The organism is Comamonas sp. SY3, assembly GCF_041730275.1.
Classification (GTDB): Bacteria; Pseudomonadota; Gammaproteobacteria; order Burkholderiales; family Burkholderiaceae_C; genus Comamonas; species Comamonas sediminis.
Genome location: NZ_JBGTYN010000026.1, coordinates 35,328 through 56,009 on the forward strand (window position 1 = coordinate 35,328; position 20,682 = coordinate 56,009).

The 20,682-nt window shown below is 64.6% G+C and carries 20 protein-coding genes; 10 read left to right on the forward strand and 10 right to left on the reverse strand.

The genetic code is table 11. The features are described 5' to 3' along the window. Positions 1-92: 92 nt before the first annotated feature. Genes gsiB through gsiD form a run of 3 tightly spaced genes read left to right on the forward strand, consistent with a single transcriptional unit; the run spans position 93 to position 3,527 of the window. Entirely contained in the window at positions 93-1,625 is a 1,533-nt protein-coding gene (gsiB, locus tag ACCQ08_RS22600) for a glutathione ABC transporter substrate-binding protein GsiB (RefSeq protein WP_312460467.1), read from the forward strand. A gap of 3 nt (positions 1,626-1,628) precedes the next feature. Further along, positions 1,629-2,549 (forward strand): glutathione ABC transporter permease GsiC, encoded by a 921-nt coding sequence (gene gsiC, locus ACCQ08_RS22605; protein WP_239808781.1) that lies wholly within the window; start codon positions 1,629-1,631, stop codon positions 2,547-2,549. Between the two features lie 15 nt (positions 2,550-2,564). Beyond that, positions 2,565-3,527, forward strand: a complete 963-nt coding sequence (gsiD, locus tag ACCQ08_RS22610) for a glutathione ABC transporter permease GsiD (protein ID WP_312415287.1) — start codon at positions 2,565-2,567, stop codon at positions 3,525-3,527. 92 nt (positions 3,528-3,619) lie between these two features. On the opposite strand, the gene ACCQ08_RS22615 is transcribed toward gsiD, so the two are convergent. The 3 genes from ACCQ08_RS22615 to gloB form a co-directional block, all read right to left on the reverse strand. After that, positions 3,620-3,952, reverse strand: a complete 333-nt coding sequence (locus ACCQ08_RS22615) for a tetratricopeptide repeat protein (RefSeq protein WP_312460461.1) — start codon at positions 3,950-3,952, stop codon at positions 3,620-3,622. A gap of 113 nt (positions 3,953-4,065) precedes the next feature. Further along, positions 4,066-5,616: a transglycosylase SLT domain-containing protein gene (locus ACCQ08_RS22620; protein WP_312836151.1), complete on the reverse strand. Its 1,551-nt coding sequence runs from the start codon at positions 5,614-5,616 to the stop codon at positions 4,066-4,068. Then, complete coding sequence (gene gloB / locus ACCQ08_RS22625) at positions 5,616-6,389, reverse strand: hydroxyacylglutathione hydrolase (RefSeq protein ID WP_369461251.1); 774 nt, start codon at positions 6,387-6,389, stop codon at positions 5,616-5,618. Before gloB ends, ACCQ08_RS22620 begins: the two co-directional genes overlap by 1 nt. On the opposite strand from gloB, the gene ACCQ08_RS22630 reads away from it, so the two are divergent. Both ACCQ08_RS22630 and rnhA read left to right on the forward strand, forming a co-directional pair. Further along, a complete protein-coding gene (locus ACCQ08_RS22630; RefSeq protein ID WP_373451064.1) occupies positions 6,388-7,293 on the forward strand; it encodes a class I SAM-dependent methyltransferase in 906 nt (301 codons plus the stop codon). The two genes, gloB and ACCQ08_RS22630, sit on opposite strands and share 2 nt — an antisense overlap. Before the next feature lie 98 nt (positions 7,294-7,391). After that, positions 7,392-7,841, forward strand: a complete 450-nt coding sequence (rnhA, locus tag ACCQ08_RS22635; protein ID WP_027010474.1) for a ribonuclease HI — start codon at positions 7,392-7,394, stop codon at positions 7,839-7,841. A 187-nt stretch (positions 7,842-8,028) separates the two neighbouring features. Here rnhA and ACCQ08_RS22640 read toward each other — a convergent pair whose 3' ends face one another. From ACCQ08_RS22640 to ACCQ08_RS22650, 3 genes are all read right to left on the reverse strand, one after another. After that, positions 8,029-8,742: a Crp/Fnr family transcriptional regulator gene (locus ACCQ08_RS22640; RefSeq protein WP_021025131.1), complete on the reverse strand. Its 714-nt coding sequence runs from the start codon at positions 8,740-8,742 to the stop codon at positions 8,029-8,031. 321 nt (positions 8,743-9,063) lie between these two features. Then, complete coding sequence (locus ACCQ08_RS22645; RefSeq protein WP_239808776.1) at positions 9,064-9,942, reverse strand: DMT family transporter; 879 nt, start codon at positions 9,940-9,942, stop codon at positions 9,064-9,066. Between the two features lie 334 nt (positions 9,943-10,276). Next, positions 10,277-10,912 carry an FMN-dependent NADH-azoreductase gene (locus ACCQ08_RS22650; protein WP_373451065.1) on the reverse strand — a complete coding sequence of 212 codons (636 nt, stop codon included), beginning with the start codon at positions 10,910-10,912 and terminating at the stop codon, positions 10,277-10,279. 193 nt (positions 10,913-11,105) lie between these two features. Between ACCQ08_RS22650 and ACCQ08_RS22655 the strand changes: the two genes are divergently transcribed. Then, complete coding sequence (locus ACCQ08_RS22655; RefSeq protein WP_239808774.1) at positions 11,106-12,032, forward strand: LysR family transcriptional regulator; 927 nt, start codon at positions 11,106-11,108, stop codon at positions 12,030-12,032. Between the two features lie 181 nt (positions 12,033-12,213). After that, positions 12,214-12,900: an RBBP9/YdeN family alpha/beta hydrolase gene (locus ACCQ08_RS22660; RefSeq protein ID WP_373451066.1), complete on the forward strand. Its 687-nt coding sequence runs from the start codon at positions 12,214-12,216 to the stop codon at positions 12,898-12,900. A 251-nt stretch (positions 12,901-13,151) separates the two neighbouring features. On the opposite strand, the gene ACCQ08_RS22665 is transcribed toward ACCQ08_RS22660, so the two are convergent. From ACCQ08_RS22665 to ACCQ08_RS22675, 3 genes are all read right to left on the reverse strand, one after another. Further along, positions 13,152-13,349, reverse strand: coding sequence for a CsbD family protein (locus tag ACCQ08_RS22665; RefSeq protein ID WP_239808772.1), 198 nt, complete (start codon positions 13,347-13,349; stop codon positions 13,152-13,154). A 173-nt stretch (positions 13,350-13,522) separates the two neighbouring features. Continuing rightward, complete coding sequence (locus ACCQ08_RS22670) at positions 13,523-14,740, reverse strand: GNAT family N-acetyltransferase (protein ID WP_373451067.1); 1,218 nt, start codon at positions 14,738-14,740, stop codon at positions 13,523-13,525. Positions 14,741-14,783: 43 nt separating this feature from the next. Continuing rightward, complete coding sequence (locus ACCQ08_RS22675) at positions 14,784-15,857, reverse strand: low specificity L-threonine aldolase (RefSeq protein WP_373451068.1); 1,074 nt, start codon at positions 15,855-15,857, stop codon at positions 14,784-14,786. 196 nt (positions 15,858-16,053) lie between these two features. Here ACCQ08_RS22675 and ACCQ08_RS22680 point away from each other — a divergent pair, with 196 nt between their 5' ends. The 3 genes from ACCQ08_RS22680 (at position 16,054) to glnK (ending at position 19,931) form a co-directional block, all read left to right on the forward strand. Further along, positions 16,054-17,709, forward strand: coding sequence for an NAD+ synthase (locus ACCQ08_RS22680; protein ID WP_373451069.1), 1,656 nt, complete (start codon positions 16,054-16,056; stop codon positions 17,707-17,709). Between the two features lie 293 nt (positions 17,710-18,002). Further along, positions 18,003-19,460: a SulP family inorganic anion transporter gene (locus tag ACCQ08_RS22685; protein ID WP_373451070.1), complete on the forward strand. Its 1,458-nt coding sequence runs from the start codon at positions 18,003-18,005 to the stop codon at positions 19,458-19,460. 132 nt (positions 19,461-19,592) lie between these two features. Then, the gene (gene glnK, locus ACCQ08_RS22690; RefSeq protein ID WP_116925027.1) at positions 19,593-19,931 is read left to right on the forward strand and encodes a P-II family nitrogen regulator; all 339 of its coding nucleotides are present in this window, start codon (positions 19,593-19,595) and stop codon (positions 19,929-19,931) included. An 85-nt stretch (positions 19,932-20,016) separates the two neighbouring features. On the opposite strand, the gene ACCQ08_RS22695 is transcribed toward glnK, so the two are convergent. After that, complete coding sequence (locus ACCQ08_RS22695) at positions 20,017-20,631, reverse strand: XRE family transcriptional regulator (protein ID WP_312527151.1); 615 nt, start codon at positions 20,629-20,631, stop codon at positions 20,017-20,019. Positions 20,632-20,682 lie beyond the last annotated feature (51 nt).

The following is a 20,682-nucleotide window of genomic DNA, read 5'->3' on the forward strand; positions in this document are numbered from 1 at the left end:
AGTGTGCCAAGGTGCGTAATGCCAAGAATGTAGTGGGTCTGGTCGCCGCCGTGGTGGGCCAGCCGATGCAAAACCTGAAGAGGAGAGTTGATATGCAACGACGTTTGACTTCGATCGCCGCCGCCATGCTGCTGGCGGGTACTGCGTTTTCGGCCCACGCGGCCAAGGACGTGGTGGTAGCGGTGGCTTCCACCTTCACGACGACTGACCCCTACGATGCCAACGACACCTTGTCGCAGGCCGTGGCCAAGTCCTTCTACGAAGGCCTGTACGGCTTCGACAAGGACATGAAGATGGTCCCGATCCTGGCCACCGGCTTCGATGTGAGCAAGGACGGCCTGGTCTACACCTTCAAGCTGCGCAGTGGCGTGAAGTTCCACGACGGCACGCCTTTCAATGCAGAAGCAGTGAAGCTGACCTTCGAGCGCGTGATCAACCCGGACAACAAGCTCAAGCGCTACAACCTGTACAAGAACATCGCCAAGATTGAAGCGGTGGACGATCTCACCGCCAAGTTCACGCTGAAGGAGCCGTTCGCACCTTTCGTCAACTCGCTGGCCCACCCCTCGGGCGTGATCATCTCGCCGACCGCGCTCAAGCAGTATGGCAAGGACATCGTGCAGCACCCCGTGGGCACCGGCCCCTTCAAGTTTGTGGAGTGGAAGCCCTCCGACTACATGAAGGTCGCCAAGTTTGATGGTTACTGGCAAAAGGGCCTGCCCAAGGTGGATTCGATCACCTGGCGCCCCGTGGTGGACAACAACACCCGTGCGTCGATGATGCAGACCAACGAAGCGCATTTCGCCTTCCCTGTGCCGCCCGAAGCCGTGGCCAACCTCGAGAAAAAGCCGAGCCTGGAAGTCACCAAGGCACCGTCCATCATCCATCGCTACATCTCGATGAATGTGACGCAAAAGCCGTTTGACAACCCCAAGGTGCGTGAGGCGCTGAACTACGCGATCAACAAGGAAGCGCTGTCCAAGGTGGCATTTGCCGGCTCGGCCATCCCTGCCGAAGGCGTGTTGCCCAAGGGTGTGGAATTTGCCACCAAGCTGGGCCCCTGGCCTTACGATCCAGCCAAGGCCAAGGCCTTGCTGAAGGAAGCCGGTTACCCCAATGGCTTTGAGAGCACCTTGTGGTCGGCCTACAACCACTCCACGGCCCAGAAGGTCATCCAGTTTGCCCAACAGCAACTGGCCCAGGTGGGAGTGAAGGTGACCGTGCGCGCATTGGAAGCAGGCCAGCGCGTGGCGGAAGTGGAATCGGTGCAGGACGCGAGCAAGGCCGCCGTGCGCATGTACTACGTGGGCTGGTCCTCGTCCACCGGCGAAGCCGACTGGGCGATGCGCCCACTCCTGGCTGGTGAGAGCGCGCCTCCACGCGGCTTCAACACCGCCTACTACAACAACCCCGAAGTCAATGCCGACATTGCCAAGGCGCTGGTGACCACGGATACCGCTGCACGCGGCAAGATCTACGCCGATGCACAGCAAAAGATCTGGAAGGACGCGCCCTGGATCTTCCTGAACACCGAGCAACTGGTGTCCGTGCGTGCCAAGAACCTGTCTGGCTTCTACGTCATTCCTGACGGCAACTTCAACTTTGTTGACCTGGACCTGAAGTAATCCATGTATCGCTACCTGCTCAAACGCTTGCTCGGGCTGATACCGACACTGCTCATCGTGGCGGTGCTGGTCTTTGGTTTCGTGCACATGCTGCCCGGTGACCCCGCGCGCCTGGCGGCTGGCCCCGAAGCCGGCCCGGAGACGATCGAACTGGTCCGCAAGGACCTGGGGCTGGACCTGCCCCTGCACCAGCAGTTCGTCCGTTTCTTCAGCAATGCGTTGCAGGGCGATTTTGGAAAATCCATCCGGACCAAGCGCCCGGTCTCGCAAGAGATTGCCGAGCGCTTTGGCCCGACCTTCTGGCTCACCGTCGTGGCGATGGCCTGGTCGGTGGTGCTGGGCATGTTCCTGGGCATTGTCTCGGCCGTCTGGCGCAACCAGTGGCCCGATCGCCTGGGCATGACCCTGGCGGTGTCGGGCATCTCGTTCCCTTCGTTTGCGCTGGGCATGCTGCTGATGCAGTATTTCTCGGTCAAGCTCGGCTGGCTGCCCACCGTGGGCGCAGACAGCTGGAAGCACTATGTGCTGCCGTCGCTGACCCTGGGCGCGGCTGTGGCGGCGGTGATGGCGCGCTTTACCCGCAGCTCCTTCATCGACATCCTCAAAGAGGACTATGTGCGCACCGCGCGCGCCAAGGGCTTGAAGGAGACTGTGGTCGTCATCAAGCATGGCCTGCGCAATGCGATGATTCCGGTGGTGACGATGATGGGCCTGCAGTTCGGCTTCTTGCTGGGCGGCTCCATCGTTGTCGAGGTGGTATTCAACTGGCCGGGCATGGGCCGCTTGCTGGTCGATGCGGTCGAGATGCGCGACTACCCGATCATCCAGGCCCTCGTGCTGCTGTTCTCGCTGGAATTCATCCTGATCAATCTGGTGGTCGATCTGCTCTATGCCTGGATCAATCCCACCATCCGTTACCGCTAAGCAGGTGCTTTGGCCATGAATACTCCGAACGCTCCTGAATCTGCCGACCGCGCCGTGGCGGCGGCCACCACCGTACCTGCCACCAGCGTTGCCGCGCCGTCCCTGCCTGCCAACCTGGCCGCGTCGACGCGCATGCGCACGCCGATGGCCGAGTTCTGGCGCAAGTTCAAGCGCCAGAAGCTGGCCTTGTTCGCTGGCGTCTTCATCATCGCACTGGTGCTGGTGGCCATCCTGGCACCCTGGATCGTGCCCTATGATGCCGAGAACTTTTTTGACTACGACGCGCTGAACTCGCCCCCCACCGCCAAGCACTGGTTTGGCGTCGATTCGCTGGGCCGTGACATCTTCAGCCGCATCCTCGTGGGTGCGCGCATCTCGCTGGCGGCCGGCTTTGTGTCGGTGGCCATCGGCGCGGTGATCGGCGCCATCCTGGGCCTGCTGGCCGGCTACTACGAGGGCTGGTGGGACCGCTGCGTGATGCGCATGTCCGATGTGCTGTTTGCCTTCCCCGGCATCTTGCTGGCCATCGGCATCGTCGCCATTCTGGGCAACGGCATGATCAATGTAATCATGGCGGTGGCCGTGTTCAGCGTGCCGGCCTTTGCCCGCCTGGTGCGCGGCAATGTACTGGCGCTCAAGCAGCAGACCTACATCGAGGCGGTGCGCTCCATTGGCGCGCCCGACCGGGTCATCATGCTGCGCCACCTGCTGCCGGGCACCGTGTCGTCGGTGGTGGTCTACCTGACGATGCGTATCGGCACCTCGATCATCACCGCTGCCAGCCTGTCCTTTCTGGGCATGGGCGCGCAGCCGCCGACGCCGGAGTGGGGCGCCATGCTGAACGAGGCGCGCAGCGATATGCTCAATGCCCCGCATGTGGCCCTGTTCCCGAGCCTGGCGATCTTTGTGACGGTGCTGGCCTTCAACCTGCTGGGCGATGGCCTGCGCGATGCGCTGGACCCCAAGCTGGACAACTGATCATCGGCAGCTGGCAGTTGCTGGCCAGCTGCCATCCAGAAACGGCGAGCGCCTTCCAGGCCTTGCCGTTTTTTATCGGCGATCAGCGCCGCTCAAGCAGCTCCGCCAGCGGCTTTGTGCAGGCGTTTGAGGAACACCGTGATCTCCTTGACCGTCTGCGTGTCCCCGTGCTGCTCTGCCACCTGCAGGCCTTGCTGCCAGCTGGCCTGGGCTTGCGCAATGGCATCCGCTGCACCCGACTCCAGCTGGGCCTTGCCCAGCAGCTTCCAGGCGGCGGAGTACTGCGGATTCTGCTTGACGGCCTGCGCCAGGTGCAGCGCTGCGGCCGCATAGTCCTCTTCCTTCAAGCAGGCCTGGCCCAGGCCAAAGCGCAGAACAGCGCTGTCCTGTCCCTTGGCCAGCAGTTTTTCCAATCCTTCGCGCATGCGGTCTCCTCGGTGTTGCGCCCAGCATAGTGCCAGGCCTTTGTCCGCAGAGTCTGTGCGCATAAAAAAAGACGCTCCAGGGAGCGTCTTGTGGTGGGGTTTTAGGGGCTTGCTCAGCGCTTTTTCTTCGTGGTGCTGGTGCTGCGCTTGGAGGGGGCCTTCTGGGTCGCTGTCTGGCGCACCGCCGGCCGTTTGGCCGTGCTGCTGCGGCTGCCGCGCGCAGCCTGGCCGCCGCGTGCTGCCGGTGCAGCACCTACGCGCACGGGCATGTACAGCACGACCTGGTGGCCCACCTTGAAGGCGCTCTTGACGCCGACATCATTCCAATCGGCGACCTGTGCGGCGGTGACCCGGTAGCGCTGGGCCACGCGGGCGACGGTATCGCCCTTGCGCGCCTTGACGGTCGTGCGGCGGGTGACGACTTCCGGGGTCAGCGCGATGTGGGCGTTGTCGGCGAGGTGGCTGGAGACATCCTGCTTGACCGCGGCCGAGCGCGGCACCATCAGCGCCGAGCCGCCCTTGACCATCATGCGTGGCGGAATGTTGTTGACCGCGCGCAGGTCGTTCTCGCTCATGCCGACCATGCCGGCGGCAGTGGCCACCGTCATCGTGCTGGGCACGGTCCAGACGGTCCAGCTCGCGTACTGGCCTTTTTCATGGGCCTGCAGGTTGCGGCGGAAGACATTCGCATTGTCCCAGGGCAGCAGCACCTGCGGTGTGCCGGCCTTGAAGATCACGGGGCGGTTGAACGAGGGGTTGAGCGACTTGAGCTCATCCATCGTGACGCCGGCCATCTCGGCCACCTGGGCGGTGTCGATGTCGCGGTCCAGGGTCACGGCCTGGAAGTAGGGGTGGTTCTCGATCAGCGGCAACTCAGCCTGGAAGCGCTCGGGATGAGCGATGATGTTCTTGACCGCCTGCAGCTTGGGGACGTAGTTGCGTGTCTCGTCGGGCATGCTCAGGTCGGTGTAGGTGCCCCCCAGACCTTGCTTCTGGTTGCGCGCTAGCGCGCGGCCCACGCTGCCTTCCCCCCAGTTGTAGGCTGCCAGTGCCAGGTGCCAGTCGCCAAACATGTTGTAGAGCTTTTGCAGGTAGTCCAGCGCTGCGCGGGTCGAGGCCAGCACATCGCGCCGGTCGTCGCGGAACATGTTCTGCTTCAGATCGAAATAGGTGCCGGTGGCGGGCATGAACTGCCACATGCCGGCCGCCTTGGCACTGGAGACTGCCTGCGGGTTGTAGGCACTCTCGATGTAGGGCAGCAGTGCCAGCTCGGTCGGCATGCCCCGGCGTTCCAGTTCCTCGACGATGTGGAACATGTACTTGGACGAGCGCGCGGTCATGCGCTGGATGTAATCGGGGCGGCTGGCGTACCACTGCTCCTGGTTGCTGACCAGGTCGTTTTCCAGATCGGGCATCGCAAAGCCGCGCCGGATGCGATCCCAGAGATCTTCCGGCACCGCCAGGCTGGTGACGGCGCCATTGCCTTGGAGGTTGGCCGCACTGATGGGGCTGAGGGGGCCGCTGGGGTAGCTGGGGGTGTGCGGCGCCGAACTGGTCTTCGGGGTGTCACCTGCTGCCGGGGTATTCGGGCCGCCGGTCTCGGTGGTGGCGCAGCCGGTCAGGGCGAGTAGGGCGCTCAGGCTCCACAGGTACAGATGCTTCATCAAAATTGGTTCTTCCAGCGACGCAGCGCGGCAAAAACGGCGACCGGGTCGCTGCTAGGGGTGGAGGGATCGAACTGCTGGGCAGCGCGGGCCACAGGGGCCAGGCTGCTGCGCAGGAATGGGTTGATGCGCAGCTCGTTGCCAAGCTGCGCCGGCAGGGTCGGCTCGCCGCGTTCACGCAACTGCTCGCAGTGCGCCAGATAGCGGGCGACGTCCTGGTTGTCGGGCTCAACCGCCTGCGCAAAGCGCAGGTTGGAGAGTGTGTACTCATGGGCAGCGCAGACCTGCGTATCGGCGGGCAGCGCAGCCAGTGCCGACAGCGAGGCATGCATCTGCGCAGGCGTGCCTTCAAAAAGGCGGCCGCAGCCGCCTGAGAACAAGGTATCGCCACAGAACAGCACCGGTTGTCCTGCCACATCGGCGCAGTAATAGGCAATATGCCCGGCGGTATGGCCGGGCACATCGATCACCTGCCACTGCAGGCCCAGCAGCGCCAGCCCATCGCCGCCCCGCAGGGGCTCGCAGGGCTGGGGGATGTCCTCGGTGGCGGGGCCGTAGACCCGGGCGCCGGTGGCCTCGCGCAGCTCGGCCACGCCGCCGGTGTGGTCGCCGTGGTGGTGGGTCACTACAATGGCTTGCAGCTGCAGATCAAGGCGGCGCAGCGCCGCAAGCGCGGGCGCAGCCTGGCCTGGGTCGACGACCAGCGCGTGCTGTCCGTTGTGCAGCAGCCAGATGTAGTTGTCGTTGAAAGCGGGCAGAGGTAACAGATGCATGAATGACCAAATTATAGGCACGCAAAATTGGTGGCAGACGCCGCTGGGCAGCTACATGCTGTCCTGGGAGCAAACATGTTACGACGATGCGGTGGCCGATATTTTTGGCTTCCATAGCCTGCAGATGGGACTTTTCCCGCTGCAGGGGCTGCGCAACAATCGCACGCCCCACCGCTGGCTCGCGCTGGAGTCGAACGAACAGATGGCGCAGTGGCAGCAGAGCAGGCTGGCAGATGTAAAGCGCTTTGCGCCGCCTTTACAAAGTGATGTGGGCCTGCCTGCAACGCCCGCTGAGGCCGTGACGGCCGGGTTGCTGTGTGACGCCCATGCGCTGCCGTTTGGCGCCGATACCTTGGACCTGGTGCTGCTGCCCCATACGCTCGAGCTCAGTGCCGACCCGCATGCGGTGTTGCGCGAGGTGGCCCGTGTGATGGTGCCCGAGGGCCGCGTGCTGATCAGCGGCATCAACCCGGCCAGTCTCTGGGGCATGCACACCTGGAGCCGCCGCATTCCCGGTTTGCAGAAGCTGCCGCCGATGCCCGATGACCACAACCTGATCGGTTATGGCCGCTTGCGTGACTGGCTCAAGCTGTTGGATCTGGAGCTGCAAAGCGCCAGCTTTGGCTGTTTCCGGCCGGCGATGCGCAGCGATGCCTGGCTGGCGCGTTGGGAATGGATGGACCGTCTGGGGCCAACGGCTTGGCCGATACTCGGCGGCGTGTATTTTGTCGAAGCGGTCAAAAAAGTCGCGGGTGTGCGCAAGCTGCCAGTGCCCTGGAAGCCTGCGGTCCCCAGCCCGGCAGCCCGGCCAGCGGTGGCCGTGCGCGAAGGGCTCACGGAAACCCATCGCAGCGGCGATGCAGCGTCCGCGCACAACCCCCCGGCGGGTACGCCCACGGTTTGAACGGGGGGCTGCCCCAGCCCTGCAAACAGGCTGCAGAGGGGTTGCAAATGCGCTTATAGTGGCCCCCTGTAATCGTGGCTGTGTGCCAAGGAGTGGGTGTGAACCAAGTGGTGATTTATACGGACGGTGCCTGCAAGGGCAACCCTGGCCCAGGCGGCTGGGGCGCTTTGCTGAGCGCTGGCACAGCGCAGAAGGAGCTGTTCGGGGGTGAATTGGGCACCACCAACAACCGCATGGAGCTGATGGCGGTGATCCAGGCGCTCGAAGCCTTGAAGCGCCCCTGCGACGTGCAGCTGTACCTGGACAGCCAATATGTCCGCAAGGGCATCACCGAATGGATCACCGGCTGGAAGGCCAAGGGTTGGCGCACTGCCAGCAAGGAGCCCGTCAAGAATGTGGATCTCTGGCAGCGCCTCGATGCGTTGGTGCATGGCGGCGAGCACCGCATCACCTGGCACTGGGTCAAGGGCCACGCGGGTGACCCGGGCAATGAGCGGGCCGATGCGCTGGCCAACCGGGGTGTCGCGATGGCGCTGGGCCGGGGCTGAGCCCTTTTAGCAATCCAAACAGGGGAGAGCGAGCGATGGGACGCATCATGCGCATTCTGGCCGTTGTCGGTGTGCTGGCCGCTTTGTATGTGGCCTACCGCTACGGCGTCTTCTAGACACGCCGTTCGGCACGGGCCCACCGCAATGCGCAGCGGGTGGGCCGGGGTGCCGAGTAGCTGGCGCGAACTTATTCCGACGCCGCAATGCGGCGCAGCGCATTGCTGTCACGCACCGTCAGGCCCGAGGGCTCGATGCGGATCGAAGACTCGCGTTCCATCGACTTGAGCTCCTGGTTCACCCGCTGGCGCGAGGCGCCCAGCAGCTGGGCCAGCTCTTCCTGGGCCAGTTGCAGGCCGATGCGGGTTTCGCTGCTTTCCTTGCCGGGCACGCCATAGCTGCGCGAGAGGTGCAGCAGCTGCTTGGCCAGGCGTGCGCGCAGCGGCAGCGTGTTGAGGTCTTCCACCATGCCGTAGAGGCTGCGGATGCGGCGCGCATGCATGCGCGCCAGCGCCTGGTAGAACTCCACATGGGTCTGCAGGATGCGTTGAAAATCTGCCTTGCTGACGCAGACCAGCGTGGTCTCGCCATGGGCGTAGACGTCATGGGTGCGGCTGTCGTCATCGAACAGGCCTACGTCGCCAAACCAGGTGCCTGGCTCAACATAGGTCAACGTGATCTGTTTGCCGGTGAGCGACGCCGAGCTGACACGGGCCGAGCCCCGGGCTACGGAGACCCACTCTTCGGGCTCATCGCCGCGCGAGAAAATCAATCCGCCGTCCTTGAAGCGCTTGACATAAGCGCAGCGCAGAATGTCGTGGCGCAAAGTCGGCGAGAGGGTGCTGAACCAGCGCCCTGTGTTGATGGCTTCGCGCTCTTCGGGGGTCAGGATGGGGTCGTCCATGGCATGTCGTCTCGGTGACTGGAATTATGAATTTTGTCGCTTGTGCGACGGTCATCACCGAATGTATAGCATCGCCGCCAAATTGTTAATTGTCACCCCGGCCTCTCAGCGGCACGGCAATCCAAGTTGACCGGTTTTGCAACCTGTGCGTCTGCAACGAATGGGCCTTATCCGTCCATTGGGTTTGCGTATATAGCTATCAATTTGATATTTGGGTTTCCCCGGTGTGCGCGATTGGCGAAGGGGTACTTCTTCAATGGTGAAGCTGGTCTTAAACGCTGGGGTATTGGGCGGCGCTTCAGCGCTTTCCCTCTTGTGTGCTCAGGCAGAGAGGCGCTTGCGCAAGCGCTGTTGCCAGACTTCGACCAGCACCACGCCCAGGCCCGCGCAGCAGATCAATGCCATGCCGGCAGCGGTTGCCGCGTCGGGCAACTGGCCAAAAATCAACCAGCCCAACGTGGTGGCAGAGACGATCTGCAGGTAGTTGAACGGTGCCAGCAAGGTGGCGCTGGTCTTGCTGTATGCAGTGATCTGCAACCAGTGGCCGACGAAGCCGGACAGCCCGGTGGAGGCCAGCAGCAGCCATTGCCAGACCGTCAGATCCAGCTGCTGCCAGAAAAAGGGCAGCAAGGCACTGAGCACCAACGCGCCAAACAGCCCGCCGTAGAGATTGCTGGTCAGCGGGTCGTCCGCAGCGACGCGGCGTGTGCTGATCTGGAACAGCGCAAAGGTGCTGGCCGTCACCACACCCCAGATCGCGCCCTCGGTGGACAACTGCCCGCCCGGGCGGATGACCACCAGCATGCCGACAAAGCCCAGCACCACGCCCGCCCAGCGGTGCCAGCCAGGGCGCTCGCCCAGCAGCCAGGGTGCCAAGGCCATCACCAACAGCGGCGCCATGAAATTCATCGCCGTGCCCTCGGCCAGCGGCACCATGCCCAGCACATGGAAAAACAGCAAGGTGGTGGCAATCATCAGCACCGAGCGCTGGATCTGGCGCGAGAGCGACTGGGTGCGGAACAGCCCCATGCCGCGCCTGGGCAGCACCAGCACACCCATCAGCACCACATGGCCGACATAGCGGAACCAGGCCACCATCAGCACCGGCACGCCCGCGACGACCAGCAGCTTGCCGCTGGCATCGAGGCTGGAGAGAATCCACAGCCCGCACACGTGTAGGACGATACCGAGTTGGCTCATGAAAAGGCAGTTTTAGCGCAGCAGAGGCGGCCGATTGTAACCACGGGTTGACAATTTTTCTGTCACCGCATCAATAGGCTGATTCAGCGGCCTAGCTTGTCATGCAGGCGCAAAAAAAGCCGATCGGAAGGCTTCTTCAGATCGGCAATAGGGATCCCTCTGCAAAACGCTCTGCTGTGGTCTAAGCGCGGTCTCGGCGATCCGCGTCCATCCCGCTTGGCGAGGGTTCTGCAAAGGATCCCTGGGCCCGTGACACTGGGTGGCAGGTGCCGGGCCCCAGTCGGAGAACGGGCGCGCTGGGCGCCCAGCCTCCGGCTGTTCAAGCGCCAGGCACTCAGGCCGCTACGGTCTGCTGCAGCGGCGTGGCCACGGCCTGGGCAATCTCTGCCTGGGCCTTGCTGATGGCAGCGGCGCGGGCTTCAGGGCCCATGGCCAGGCCTTCGGCGCGGGCGAAATGCACATCGGTGATGCCGATGAAGCCGAAGATGGTTTGCAGGTAGCTTTCCTGGTGCTCCATCGCGCGGCCGCCTTCGCTGGTGGAGTAGATGCCGCCGCGCGATTCGACCACGATCACCTTCTTGCCGCCGGCCAGGCCTTCAGGGCCGTTGGCGGTGTAGCGGAAGGTGCGGCCGCCTTGCAGCACACGGTCGATCCAGCTGCGCAGCTGGGTGGGGATGCTGAAGTTGTAGAAAGGCGTGCCAATGACCAGCACATCCGCTTCGAGCAACTGGCTCACCAGGGTTTCGGAGATGGCATTTTGCGCACGCTCTGCTTCGGTCTTGGCCTCCTGGCCGGTGCGAAAGCCCAGCGCATCGGCGCTCAGATGGGGTGGTGTGTTGACGGCCAGGTCCAGGTATTGAACCTGGGTGTTGGGATGCACGGCCACCCAGGCCTTGACGGCTTCGGCGCTCAGCTGGCGGGAGACGGAGTTGGCGCCCAGGATGGACGAATCGATATGCAGCAGTTTCATGGTCGGTCCTTCAAGCAGGTCATGGCTTTTGCTGCGCTCGCAGCATTTTTGCCAGTGGACGAATTCTGTCACTCTGCGCGGGCCGGATTAAGGGGCGGAAGTGGGTTGGATTGTTCTATTTTTAGAACTATGATGGGCGAACTTTTTTGCCGTCTATCCGCCTGCGCAGACCGCGCTCACGCTGCCTCTCACGATGAAATACGACCTCAACGACATGTACTACTTTGCCGAAGTGGTCGAGCGCGGCGGCTTTGCTGCGGCAGGCCGCGCGCTGGGCGTGCCCAAGTCGCGGCTGTCGCGCCGCATTGCCGATCTGGAGGCACAGCTGGGTGTGCGGCTGCTGCAGCGCACGACGCGCCGGCTGTCCTTGACCGATGCGGGAGAGACCTTTTTGCGCCATGCCCAGACCGCCCGGGAGGCGGCGCAGAATGCCCAGGCCGAGATGGAACAGACCCAGCGCGAGCCCTCGGGCACGGTGCGGGTGTCCTGCCCGGTGACCCTGGCCCAGGGCGCGGTGGGCAAACTGCTGCCGGCGTTTTTGCGCACCTATGCCAAGGTGCGCATCGAGATGCTGGTGACCAACCGCACCATCAACCTGATCGAGGAGGGCATCGATGTCGCGCTGCGGGTGCGCGCCAACCTCAACGACAGTGGCAGCCTGGTGGTCAAGCGCCTGGGCATGACGCGCCAGCGCCTGGTGGCCAGCCCCGAGCTGCTGGCCGTGCACGGTGTGCCGCAAACCCCGCAGGACCTGGGCAGCAAGATCCCGACCATGTCGCTGACCAGTGCCGATGGCAACAGCACCTTGCAGTTGGTGGGCCCCGAAGGCGAGCATGTGACCATTCACCACCAGGCGCGCTATGTGGCCGATGACCTGGTGACCTTGAAGTATGCGGTGCTCGACGGCATCGGCGCCTGCTGGATGCCCGCAGCGATGGTGCGCGATGAGGTGGCCAATGGCGACCTGGTCGAATTGCTCGCGGGCTGGAGCATCCCCGAAGGCATTCTGCATGCGGCCTTCGTCTCGCGCCGCAATATGGCGCCTGCGCAGCGCGCGTTTCTGGACTTCATGGGCGAGAACCTGCCACTGCAGCGCATCGGCCAGGTCGATGGCACCTGAGGGCGCGGGTTCAGCACGTGCTGCCGTGGGCTGAACCCGTTCGACGACGGCTGCAATACGTCTGCTGCGCTGGGGTCGGTCCATGGCCTTCCGGCGGAGGCGGGTTGGATATGATTTTTTGAAATAACAATACTCAAAAATAGTCGTTGTTGATCTAAGGTGCTGCTTTGACAATGCATCCATGTCTGGTGCCTGTCTTGTCACGCTCAACCCCTCCACCCCGCCCCGCCATGCGGCCATTGCGGCCGCCCACCTCAATGGCCAGCACCTTGTGCAGCCAGGCTGGCGCGGCGAAGCAGAGACGGGGGCTCCCGTCTCGGTTGTGATCGTGCCGGGTTGGCGCAACTCCGGCCCGGGCCACTGGCAAAGCCTATGGGCCGCGCGCATTGCGGGCGCCGTCCGGGTGGAGCAGGAGGACTGGCTGCAACCCCATCGCAGCCCCTGGGTTGCCAGTGTGGAGGAGGCCATTGCGGCCGCGCCGCACCCGGTCATCCTGGTGGCCCATTCGCTCGGCTGTATTGCCAGCGTGCATGCGGTCGAGCAACTGCGCAGCAAGGCGGCAGGGAGCATTGCCGGCGCCTTGTTTGTGGCGCCGGCCGATCCGGAGCGCCGTGCGCTGTTTGAGGACTTCACACCCGTGCCGGCCAACCCGCTGCCCTTCGCCAGCATTGTGGCTGCCAGCAGCAACGACCCTTATTGCCCGATCCGCATGGCCAGCGCCTATGCCAAAAGCTGGGGCAGTACCTTTGTCCGCGTGCCCTCGGCCGGCCATATCAATGTGGAGTCCGGCCATGGCGAATGGCCACTGGGCTGGGCCTTGCTGGGCGCGCTGGCGGCCCTGGCGCCGGTGCAGGCGCATTCGGCCTGATTCCTCGCTGCCAGACCCCCTTTTTTAGCGTTGATGCCCGGCATGCCTCAGGGGCAGGCGCGGGCGCTGTTGGCGCTGCCTGCACTTGTGCTGCAGGCAAAAAAAATGCCAGCAATGAATGCTGGCCAAGGAGGGGTTCGGTTGAATCAATAGGCTTATATTGCCTTAATTTGGACGCCCCGATGTCGGTAATTTGTATGAGTTAGTGACGTTCATCAAGGCCGTTGTTACACCCCGATGCGCGATGAGGCTCAGAGGCGCTTCTTGGCCGCGTCCGCGGCATCCTTCAAGGTCTCCTTCACATCACCGGCTTTCTTCTGGATTTCGCCTTCTGCTTCCAGTGCCTTGCCCTTGGCAATCTGGCTGGGGCTGTTGATGGCCTTGCCGACACCCGCTTGTGCTTCGCCTGCGAGGTCCTTGATCTTGCCTACGACTTGGTCCTTGTTCATGGTGTCACTCCTTGCTTGGTTGAGGTGTAGCCATTGTGCGCAGCCGCTGTGCCAGGCCTTGTCAGTGCAGCCTTGTGCTTGCTGTGCGGTATCGCCGACAACCGCAACGCACAGCTGACGGGCGACAAAATTAATTACAACTTGGGCAGGGTCCAATGGCGCCGGGGCCGGCCTTATTGCGGATGCTTGAGCGGGCTGTGGTCCTGCAGCGCGCGCTGGTATTCCGCCATGCCCTGTGATTCGCGCGCCAGGTAGCGCTCGACCGCCTGGGCAAAACCGGCATGGGCCAGCCAGTGGGCGCTGGGGGTGCGTACCGGCATCAGCGCACGGGCCATCTTGTGCTCGCCTTGCGCGCCGCCTTCAAAGCATTGCAGGCCCTGGCGTATGCACCATTCAATCGGCTGGTAGTAGCAGGCTTCAAAGTGCAGGCAGTCCACCCGCTCGATGGCTCCCCAGTAGCGCCCATAGGCGTGGCGCGGCCCCGTGCCTGGCGCGTCGATGGCGATCAGGCTGGCAGCGATGGGGCGGCCCTCGCGCTCGGCGATGAAGAGCAGCCAGTTCTCGGGCATCTGTGTGCGCATTGCGGCAAAAAAAGCCGGGGTCAGGTAGGGCGCGTTGCCATGCTCCAGATAGGTGCGCTCATAGCACTGGTAGAAGAAGTCCCAATCCGCTTCGCGGATCTGCGTGCCGCAGGCATGGCGAAACGTCACGCCGGCCGCCTGCACCTTGCGCCGCTCCTGGCGAATCTTCTTGCGCTTGTCCTGCTGCAGCCCGGCCAGAAAATCATCGAAGTCGGCGTAGGGCCGGGCATCGCCGGCCAGGACATCGCGGTTGTGCCAGTGGAACTGCACGTTCTCGCGCTGCATCAGCGCAATGTCTTGCGCCGCCTGCAGATCGGGCGCAGCGCCAAACAGCAGGTGCAGCGACGAGATCTCCTGGTCCCCGCAAAACTGGGTGGCGGCATGCAGCAGCGGGGCGCGCAAGCTGTCATCGGCCACCAGCAGGCGGCTGCCGGGCACAGGTGTGAAGGGCACCGCGATGACCGCCTTGGGAAAGTAGTCCAGGCCATGTTCGGCATAGGCCCGCGCCCAGGCGAAGTCAAACACATACTCGCCGTAGGAATGGCTTTTGAGGTACATCGGGCAGGCGCCCACCAGCGCGCCGCCCTGCCACAGGCTCAGGTGGCAAGGCTGCCAGCCACTCTCTGCAGTAGCGCTGCCGCTGACCTCCAGCGCCTGCAGATAGGCGTGGCGCATGAAGGGAGTAGGGCGCTGCTGCATGGCCAGCAGCCCATCCCAGGCGGAGGCATCAAACTCCGCCATGCTGGGCAGAATGCGCAGCTCCAGGCTGGGGCGGGGTGCGGGCGTGGGGTCAGCGGGCAGCGAGGTCATGGCCCGATTGTGGTCCGCCTGCCGCGCCACTGCACAGCGCAGGTTATGCGGCTTGGCGCTGGTGGCTGTGCACCAGGTCCATCAGCGCGGCGATCTCCTCGTCGGTGCTGGACCAGGAGCTGACAAAGCGCACCACCACCTCACCCGCCTGCAGCTGGGTACCTGCCGGCACGCTGCTGGCGTACCAGTCGGTGCAGCGCACGCCCTGGGCGCGCAGCTGTTCATACAGCGCGATGGGCATCAGCACAAACACTTCGTTGGCCTGGGTGGGCCAGCTCAGGCGCACGCCGGGCGTGGCGGCCAGCGCGGCAGACAGCTTGGACGCCATCGCATTGGCGTGGCGGGCCAGCTCCAGCCAGTGGCCGCCTTCCAGCCAGGCGCAGAACTGCGCGCCGATGGTGCGGCTCTTGGAGACCAGCTGGCCACTGCGCTTGATGCGCAGCGAGAAGTTCTGGGCCAGCGCCTGGTCGAAGAACACGACCGCCTCGGCCATCAGCGCGCCGTTCTTGGAGGCACCCAGGCTCAGCACATCGACTCCGGCGCGCCAGGTGATATCGCCGGGGTGGCACTGGAGCGCAGCGACGGCATTGGCCAAGCGCGCGCCATCCATGTGCACGCGCAGGCCAAGGGCATGCGCCTGGGTGGCCAGCGCGGCAATCTCCTGCGGCTGGTAGACGAGGCCGTTCTCGGTCACCTGGGAGATGCTCAGCGCGCTGATCACCATGTTATGGGGGGCGTCATGGGGGGTGCGCGCCACAAAGGCGGCCAGGTCTTCGGCGCTGATCTTGCCGTTGTCCGTGGCCATCGGCAGCAGGCTGGCGCCGCCGGTGAACAGGGCGGGGGCGCTGTTCTCGTCGACCGCGATGTGGGCCATGTGGTGGCAGACCACGGCGTTCCAGGGCTGGGCAATGGTGGACAGCGCCAGGCAGTTGGCCGCTGTGCCGGTGGTGACGAAGAACACTTTCACCGGGGTGCCAAAGGCCTCGCCCAGCATGTGCTCGGCGCGCTGGCTCCACTCGTCGTTGCCGTAGGCGGACTGGATGCCGCTGGCGGCCTCGACCAGGGTGTGCAGGATGCGGGGGGAGACGCCGGCTTGGTTGTCGCTGCCAAAGTTCATGGGACGCTGCAGGTAGTGGTGCAAAAGCCTGATTCTGCCCGCAAACTCCGGGACAGCGGTGCCGGATTGGCGGGTTTTGCGCGCCGCTGCGCAGGCCTTGTGGTTTGTAGGCTAGACTCTTTGGCTGCACCAGGCGCGGGCCTTGCCCACTCTCATTGTGGCTCTGGTGCGCTGCCCCCTTGCCATCGAGTCATCCATGTCCCATTTTTCCATCGCAAGCGCCCAGCTGAACTTTGTTGTGGGTGATATGCCGGGCAATGCCCGCAAGATCATTGATGCAGCGGCCCAGGCTGCCGCCCAGGGGGTGCAGCTGTTGCTGACGCCCGAGCTGGGCATTTGCGGCTATGCCGCCGAAGACCTGTTCCAGCGCCCCTCGTTCCTGGCGGCCTGCGATGCGGCGGTGTCCCAGGTGGTGCAGGCCAGCACGCAATGGCCGGATCTGACGGTGGTGCTGGGCCACCCGCAGGCAGCGCAGCATGCGGCCCACGGCCGCTGCTACAACGCCGCCAGCGTGGTGCGTGCCGGCCAGGTGGTCGCCAGCTACCGCAAGCAGCTGCTGCCCAACTACCGGGAATTTGACGAGACGCGCTACTTTGTCGAAGGCTCGCAGACCTGCGTCTTCGAGGTCGCAGACCATCGCATTGGCCTGCTGATCTGCGAAGACGCCTGGGCCAGCCAGCCCGCGCGCGCGGCCAAGGCGGCGGGCGCGCAGTTGCTGGCTGTCATCAATGCCTCGCCGTTCCAGATGGACAAGCCCGGCCACCGCGAGGCCTTGCTGGCCGAGCGCTGCCGCGAAACCGGCTTGCCGCTGGTCTATGCCCACCTGGTGGGCGGGCAGGACGAGCTGGTGTTCGATGGCCATTCCTTCGCGCTGAATGCCGATGGGCAGGTGGCTGCCCGCGCGCCGGGTTTTGACGAACATCTGCTGTCGGCGCAGGTGCAGGCCACGGCCACCGGTCTGCAACTGTCCGGCCCCGTGGCTGCGCCCGGTGATACCAACCAGCAGCTGTGGCAAGCACTGGTGGTGGCGGTGCGCGACTACCTGGGCAAGACCGGCTTCCCCGGTGCGGTGCTGGGCCTGTCCGGCGGTATCGATTCGGCGCTGGTGCTGGCGATTGCGGTCGATGCGCTGGGGGCCGACAAGGTCCGCACGGTGATGATGCCGTCGCCGTACACGGCCGACATCAGCTGGATCGATGCGCGCGAGATGGCCGAGCGCCTGTCGGTGGCCTATGAAGAGATCTCGATTGCGCCGCAGTTCGAGGCCTTCAAGGCCGCATTGGCACATGATTTTGCCGGCCGTGCCGAAGACACGACCGAGGAAAACCTGCAGGCCCGCATCCGTGGCACCTTGCTGATGGCGCTGTCGAACAAGTTTGGCTCCATCGTGCTGACCACTGGCAACAAGAGCGAGATGGCCACCGGCTACTGCACCTTGTACGGCGACATGGCGGGCGGCTTTGCGGTGCTGCGCGATGTGCTCAAGACCCGTGTGTTCGAGCTGGCGCGCTGGCGCAATGCCCATGACCCCTATGGCACCGGCCGCAACCCCATCCCCGAGCGCATCATCACCCGCCCGCCCAGTGCCGAGCTGCGCCCGGACCAGAAGGACCAGGACAGCCTGCCGCCCTATGAGGTGCTCGATGCGATCATCGAGCGCTACATGGAGCAGGATGTCGATATCGACAGCATCGTGGCCGCCGGCTACCCCCGCGCCGATGTGGAGCGGGTGGTGCGCCTGATCCGCATCAACGAATACAAGCGCCGCCAGGCCGCCGTGGGCCCGCGCCTGTCGGCCCGGGGTTTTGGCCGCGACTGGCGCTACCCCATCACCAACGGTTTCCGGGGCTGAGCGGCCAGGCTGCGCCCCACGCCTCGCCCATGCCCTTGATGCGCTGTGCCTGCCCAGCCCTTGCGCTTGCTGCGGGGCAGCTGGGGGCTGCGCGCTTTCAGAGCTTTGTGCGCGCGCGCATCGCACGCCTGGCGGCCACGCGCCAGTCGGGCTTTTCGCGGCGCCATCCGCCATAGCGCGGCGCGCCATCCTTCGCTTTCGTTGATCGCGGCATTGCGCAGCCTGCCTGTGCTGCCGCATTTCCTCCGTCTTTTTTGGAGCGGTACCCGGCGCTGCCGGGTGCGCGCGTTGCCATGTCCCCTTTTCTTCATTATTTCCGCGCCCAGTGGGCGCCGAGTGTGCCGCGCGAGCTGATGGCCGGCGCAGTCGCCACGTTTGCGCTGATCCCCGAGGTCATCGCCTTTTCCTTTGTCGCCGGTGTCGATCCGTCGGTGGGGCTGTTTGCTTCCTTTGTCATCAGCATCGTGATTGCCTTTGCGGGTGGACGGCCGGCGATGGTGTCGGCGGCTGCGGGCTCGGTGGCCCTGGTGGCCGCGCCCCTGGTGCAGGCCCATGGCGTGCAGTACCTGTTTGCCGCCGGCCTGTTGGCCGGTGCCATGCAGATGCTGTTTGGCTGGCTGCGCCTGGGGGTGCTGCTGCGCTTTGTCTCGGGCTCGGTGCGCACCGGCTTTGTCAATGCACTGGCCATTCTTATTTTTGCGGCCCAGCTGCCGCATCTGGTGGGCGCCAATGGCGCCACCTGGGCCATGCTGGCGCTGGGCCTGGCCGTCATCTATGGCCTGCCGCGCATCAGCACGGCCATCCCGTCGCCGCTGATCTGCATCCTGGTGCTGACGGGCGTGGCCCATGCGCTGGACCTGCCGCTCAAGACCGTGGCGGACCTGGGCCACTTGCCCGATACCTTGCCCCGCTGGGCGCTGCCCGATGTGCCGTTGTCCTGGCAGACCCTGCAGCTGATTGCGCTGCCGGCGCTGGCCATCGCAATGGTGGGCCTGCTCGAATCCTTGATGACCGCCAGCGTGGTCGATGAGCAGACCGACACGCCCAGCGCCAAGAACCGCGAATGCAGCGGGCTGGGCCTGGCCAACGTGGCGGCCAGCTGCTTTGGCGGCATTGCCGGCTGCGGCATGATCGGCCAGAGCGTGAGCAATGTGCGCTATGGCGGGCGTGGCCGGCTGTCCACGTTGTTTGCCGGTGCCTTTCTTCTGGGTTTGATGGTGCTGCTCAAGCCCTGGGTGGCGCAGGTGCCGGTGGTGGCGCTGGTCGCGGTCATGGTCATGGTGTCAGCCTCGACCCTGGACTGGGGATCGGCCCGCGCGCTGCTGAGGCATCCCAAGCTGTCGAGCCTCGTCATGCTGGCCACCGTGGTGGTCACCATCGCCACCCACAACCTGGCTGCCGGTGTGGCCGTGGGCGTGCTGCTCAGCGGGGTGTTCTTCATGTTCAAGGTGTCCGGGCTGCTGCAGGTGCAGCGCAGCGGCGAGGCCGAACTGGTCTATGCCGTGCGCGGCCAGGTGTTCTTTGCATCGGCCGATCTGCTCGTCGATGCCTTTGATGTGCGCGAGATCGAGGCCCGGCCGGTGCGCATCGACATGGCCCAGGCGCATCTCTGGGACATCACCGCAGTGCAGGCGCTCGGCAAGGTATGCGCGCGGCTGCGCAAGCATGGCAGCGTGGTGCAGGTGACGGGCCTCAATGCCCAGAGCCAGGCGCTGGCTGCCCGGCTGGATCTGCGCCTGGACGGGGCATAGCCAGCGCGCCATGCGACCGCTGCCGGAGATTTGGCCCTGGAGGTGCCGGCGGCGGAATCTTGACGCACAATAGCCCCAGTTGCTGCGCGCGTTGCCAGCGCAGCGTGTATATGCCCATCCCAGGAGAGCCTTATGAAAATGATTACCGCCGTTATCAAACCTTTCAAGATGGACGAGGTGCGTGAAGCTCTGGCGGATGTGGGCGTGACCGGTCTGACGGTCAGCGAAGTCAAGGGCTTTGGCCGCCAGAAGGGCCACACCGAGCTGTACCGTGGTGCGGAATATGTCGTGGACTTTTTGCCCAAGGTGAAGATCGAAGTCGCCGTGAAGGACGAGGACGTGGACCGCTGTGTGGACGCGATCGTCAATGCGGCCCGTACCGGCAAGATCGGTGACGGCAAGATTTTCGTCACCGAGATCGAGCGTGTGATCCGTATCCGTACCGGTGATCTGGACGAAGCGGCGGTCTGATCCAGACCGCACCCAAATCCGCAAAAGCGCCTTGGGCCACCCAGGCGCTTTTTTCATGTCTGCTGCCGGTCGCTGGGCAGCGGGCTCAAGGCTTGATCGTGGTGTGCGAGCAGATCCACAGCACCTGCGCATCCTCATCGCCGCCCGAGATGCAGGCATGGCCCATGACGCTGTCGAAATAGCAGGAGTCACCAGCGGCCAGCTCCAGCGGCGCATAGCTGTCGGTATGCACGACCACCGTGCCGCGCATCACGTAGAGCATCTCTTCGCCATCGTGGCTCAGCAACTGGGGAAAGGCGCTGCGCTCATGGGCCTTGATCGTGGTCAGCAACGGAATAAAGCGCTTGTCGGCCAGGTCGGCGTGCAGCAGCTCGTAGACGTACTGCGGCGTGGCATGCACCAGGCCTGCGCCGCTGCGGGTGACGCTGCGCCGGGCGCGCAGGCCCGTTTGTTGCAGCGGGCTGAACAGCTCGCCCACATCGACATCCAGCCCGCGCGCGAGCGCCGCAATCTTTTCATAGGTGGGGGAGAGCTGGCCGTGCTCGATCTTGGACAGCGCCGAGGCCGAGATGCCGCAGCGCTGGCTCAGCTGCTGCAAGGTCAGATCGGCGTTGCGCCGCAGCAGGCGCAATTTGGTGGCCAGCACATCGGTGGTGGCATCGGTGCCGGCGTTGTGATGGGGCAGGGGGGCGTGGGGCATGGCAGGCTCTTGTGGTGCTCGCCAGTGTAGGGGTGCGTGCGCTGGCCCGTA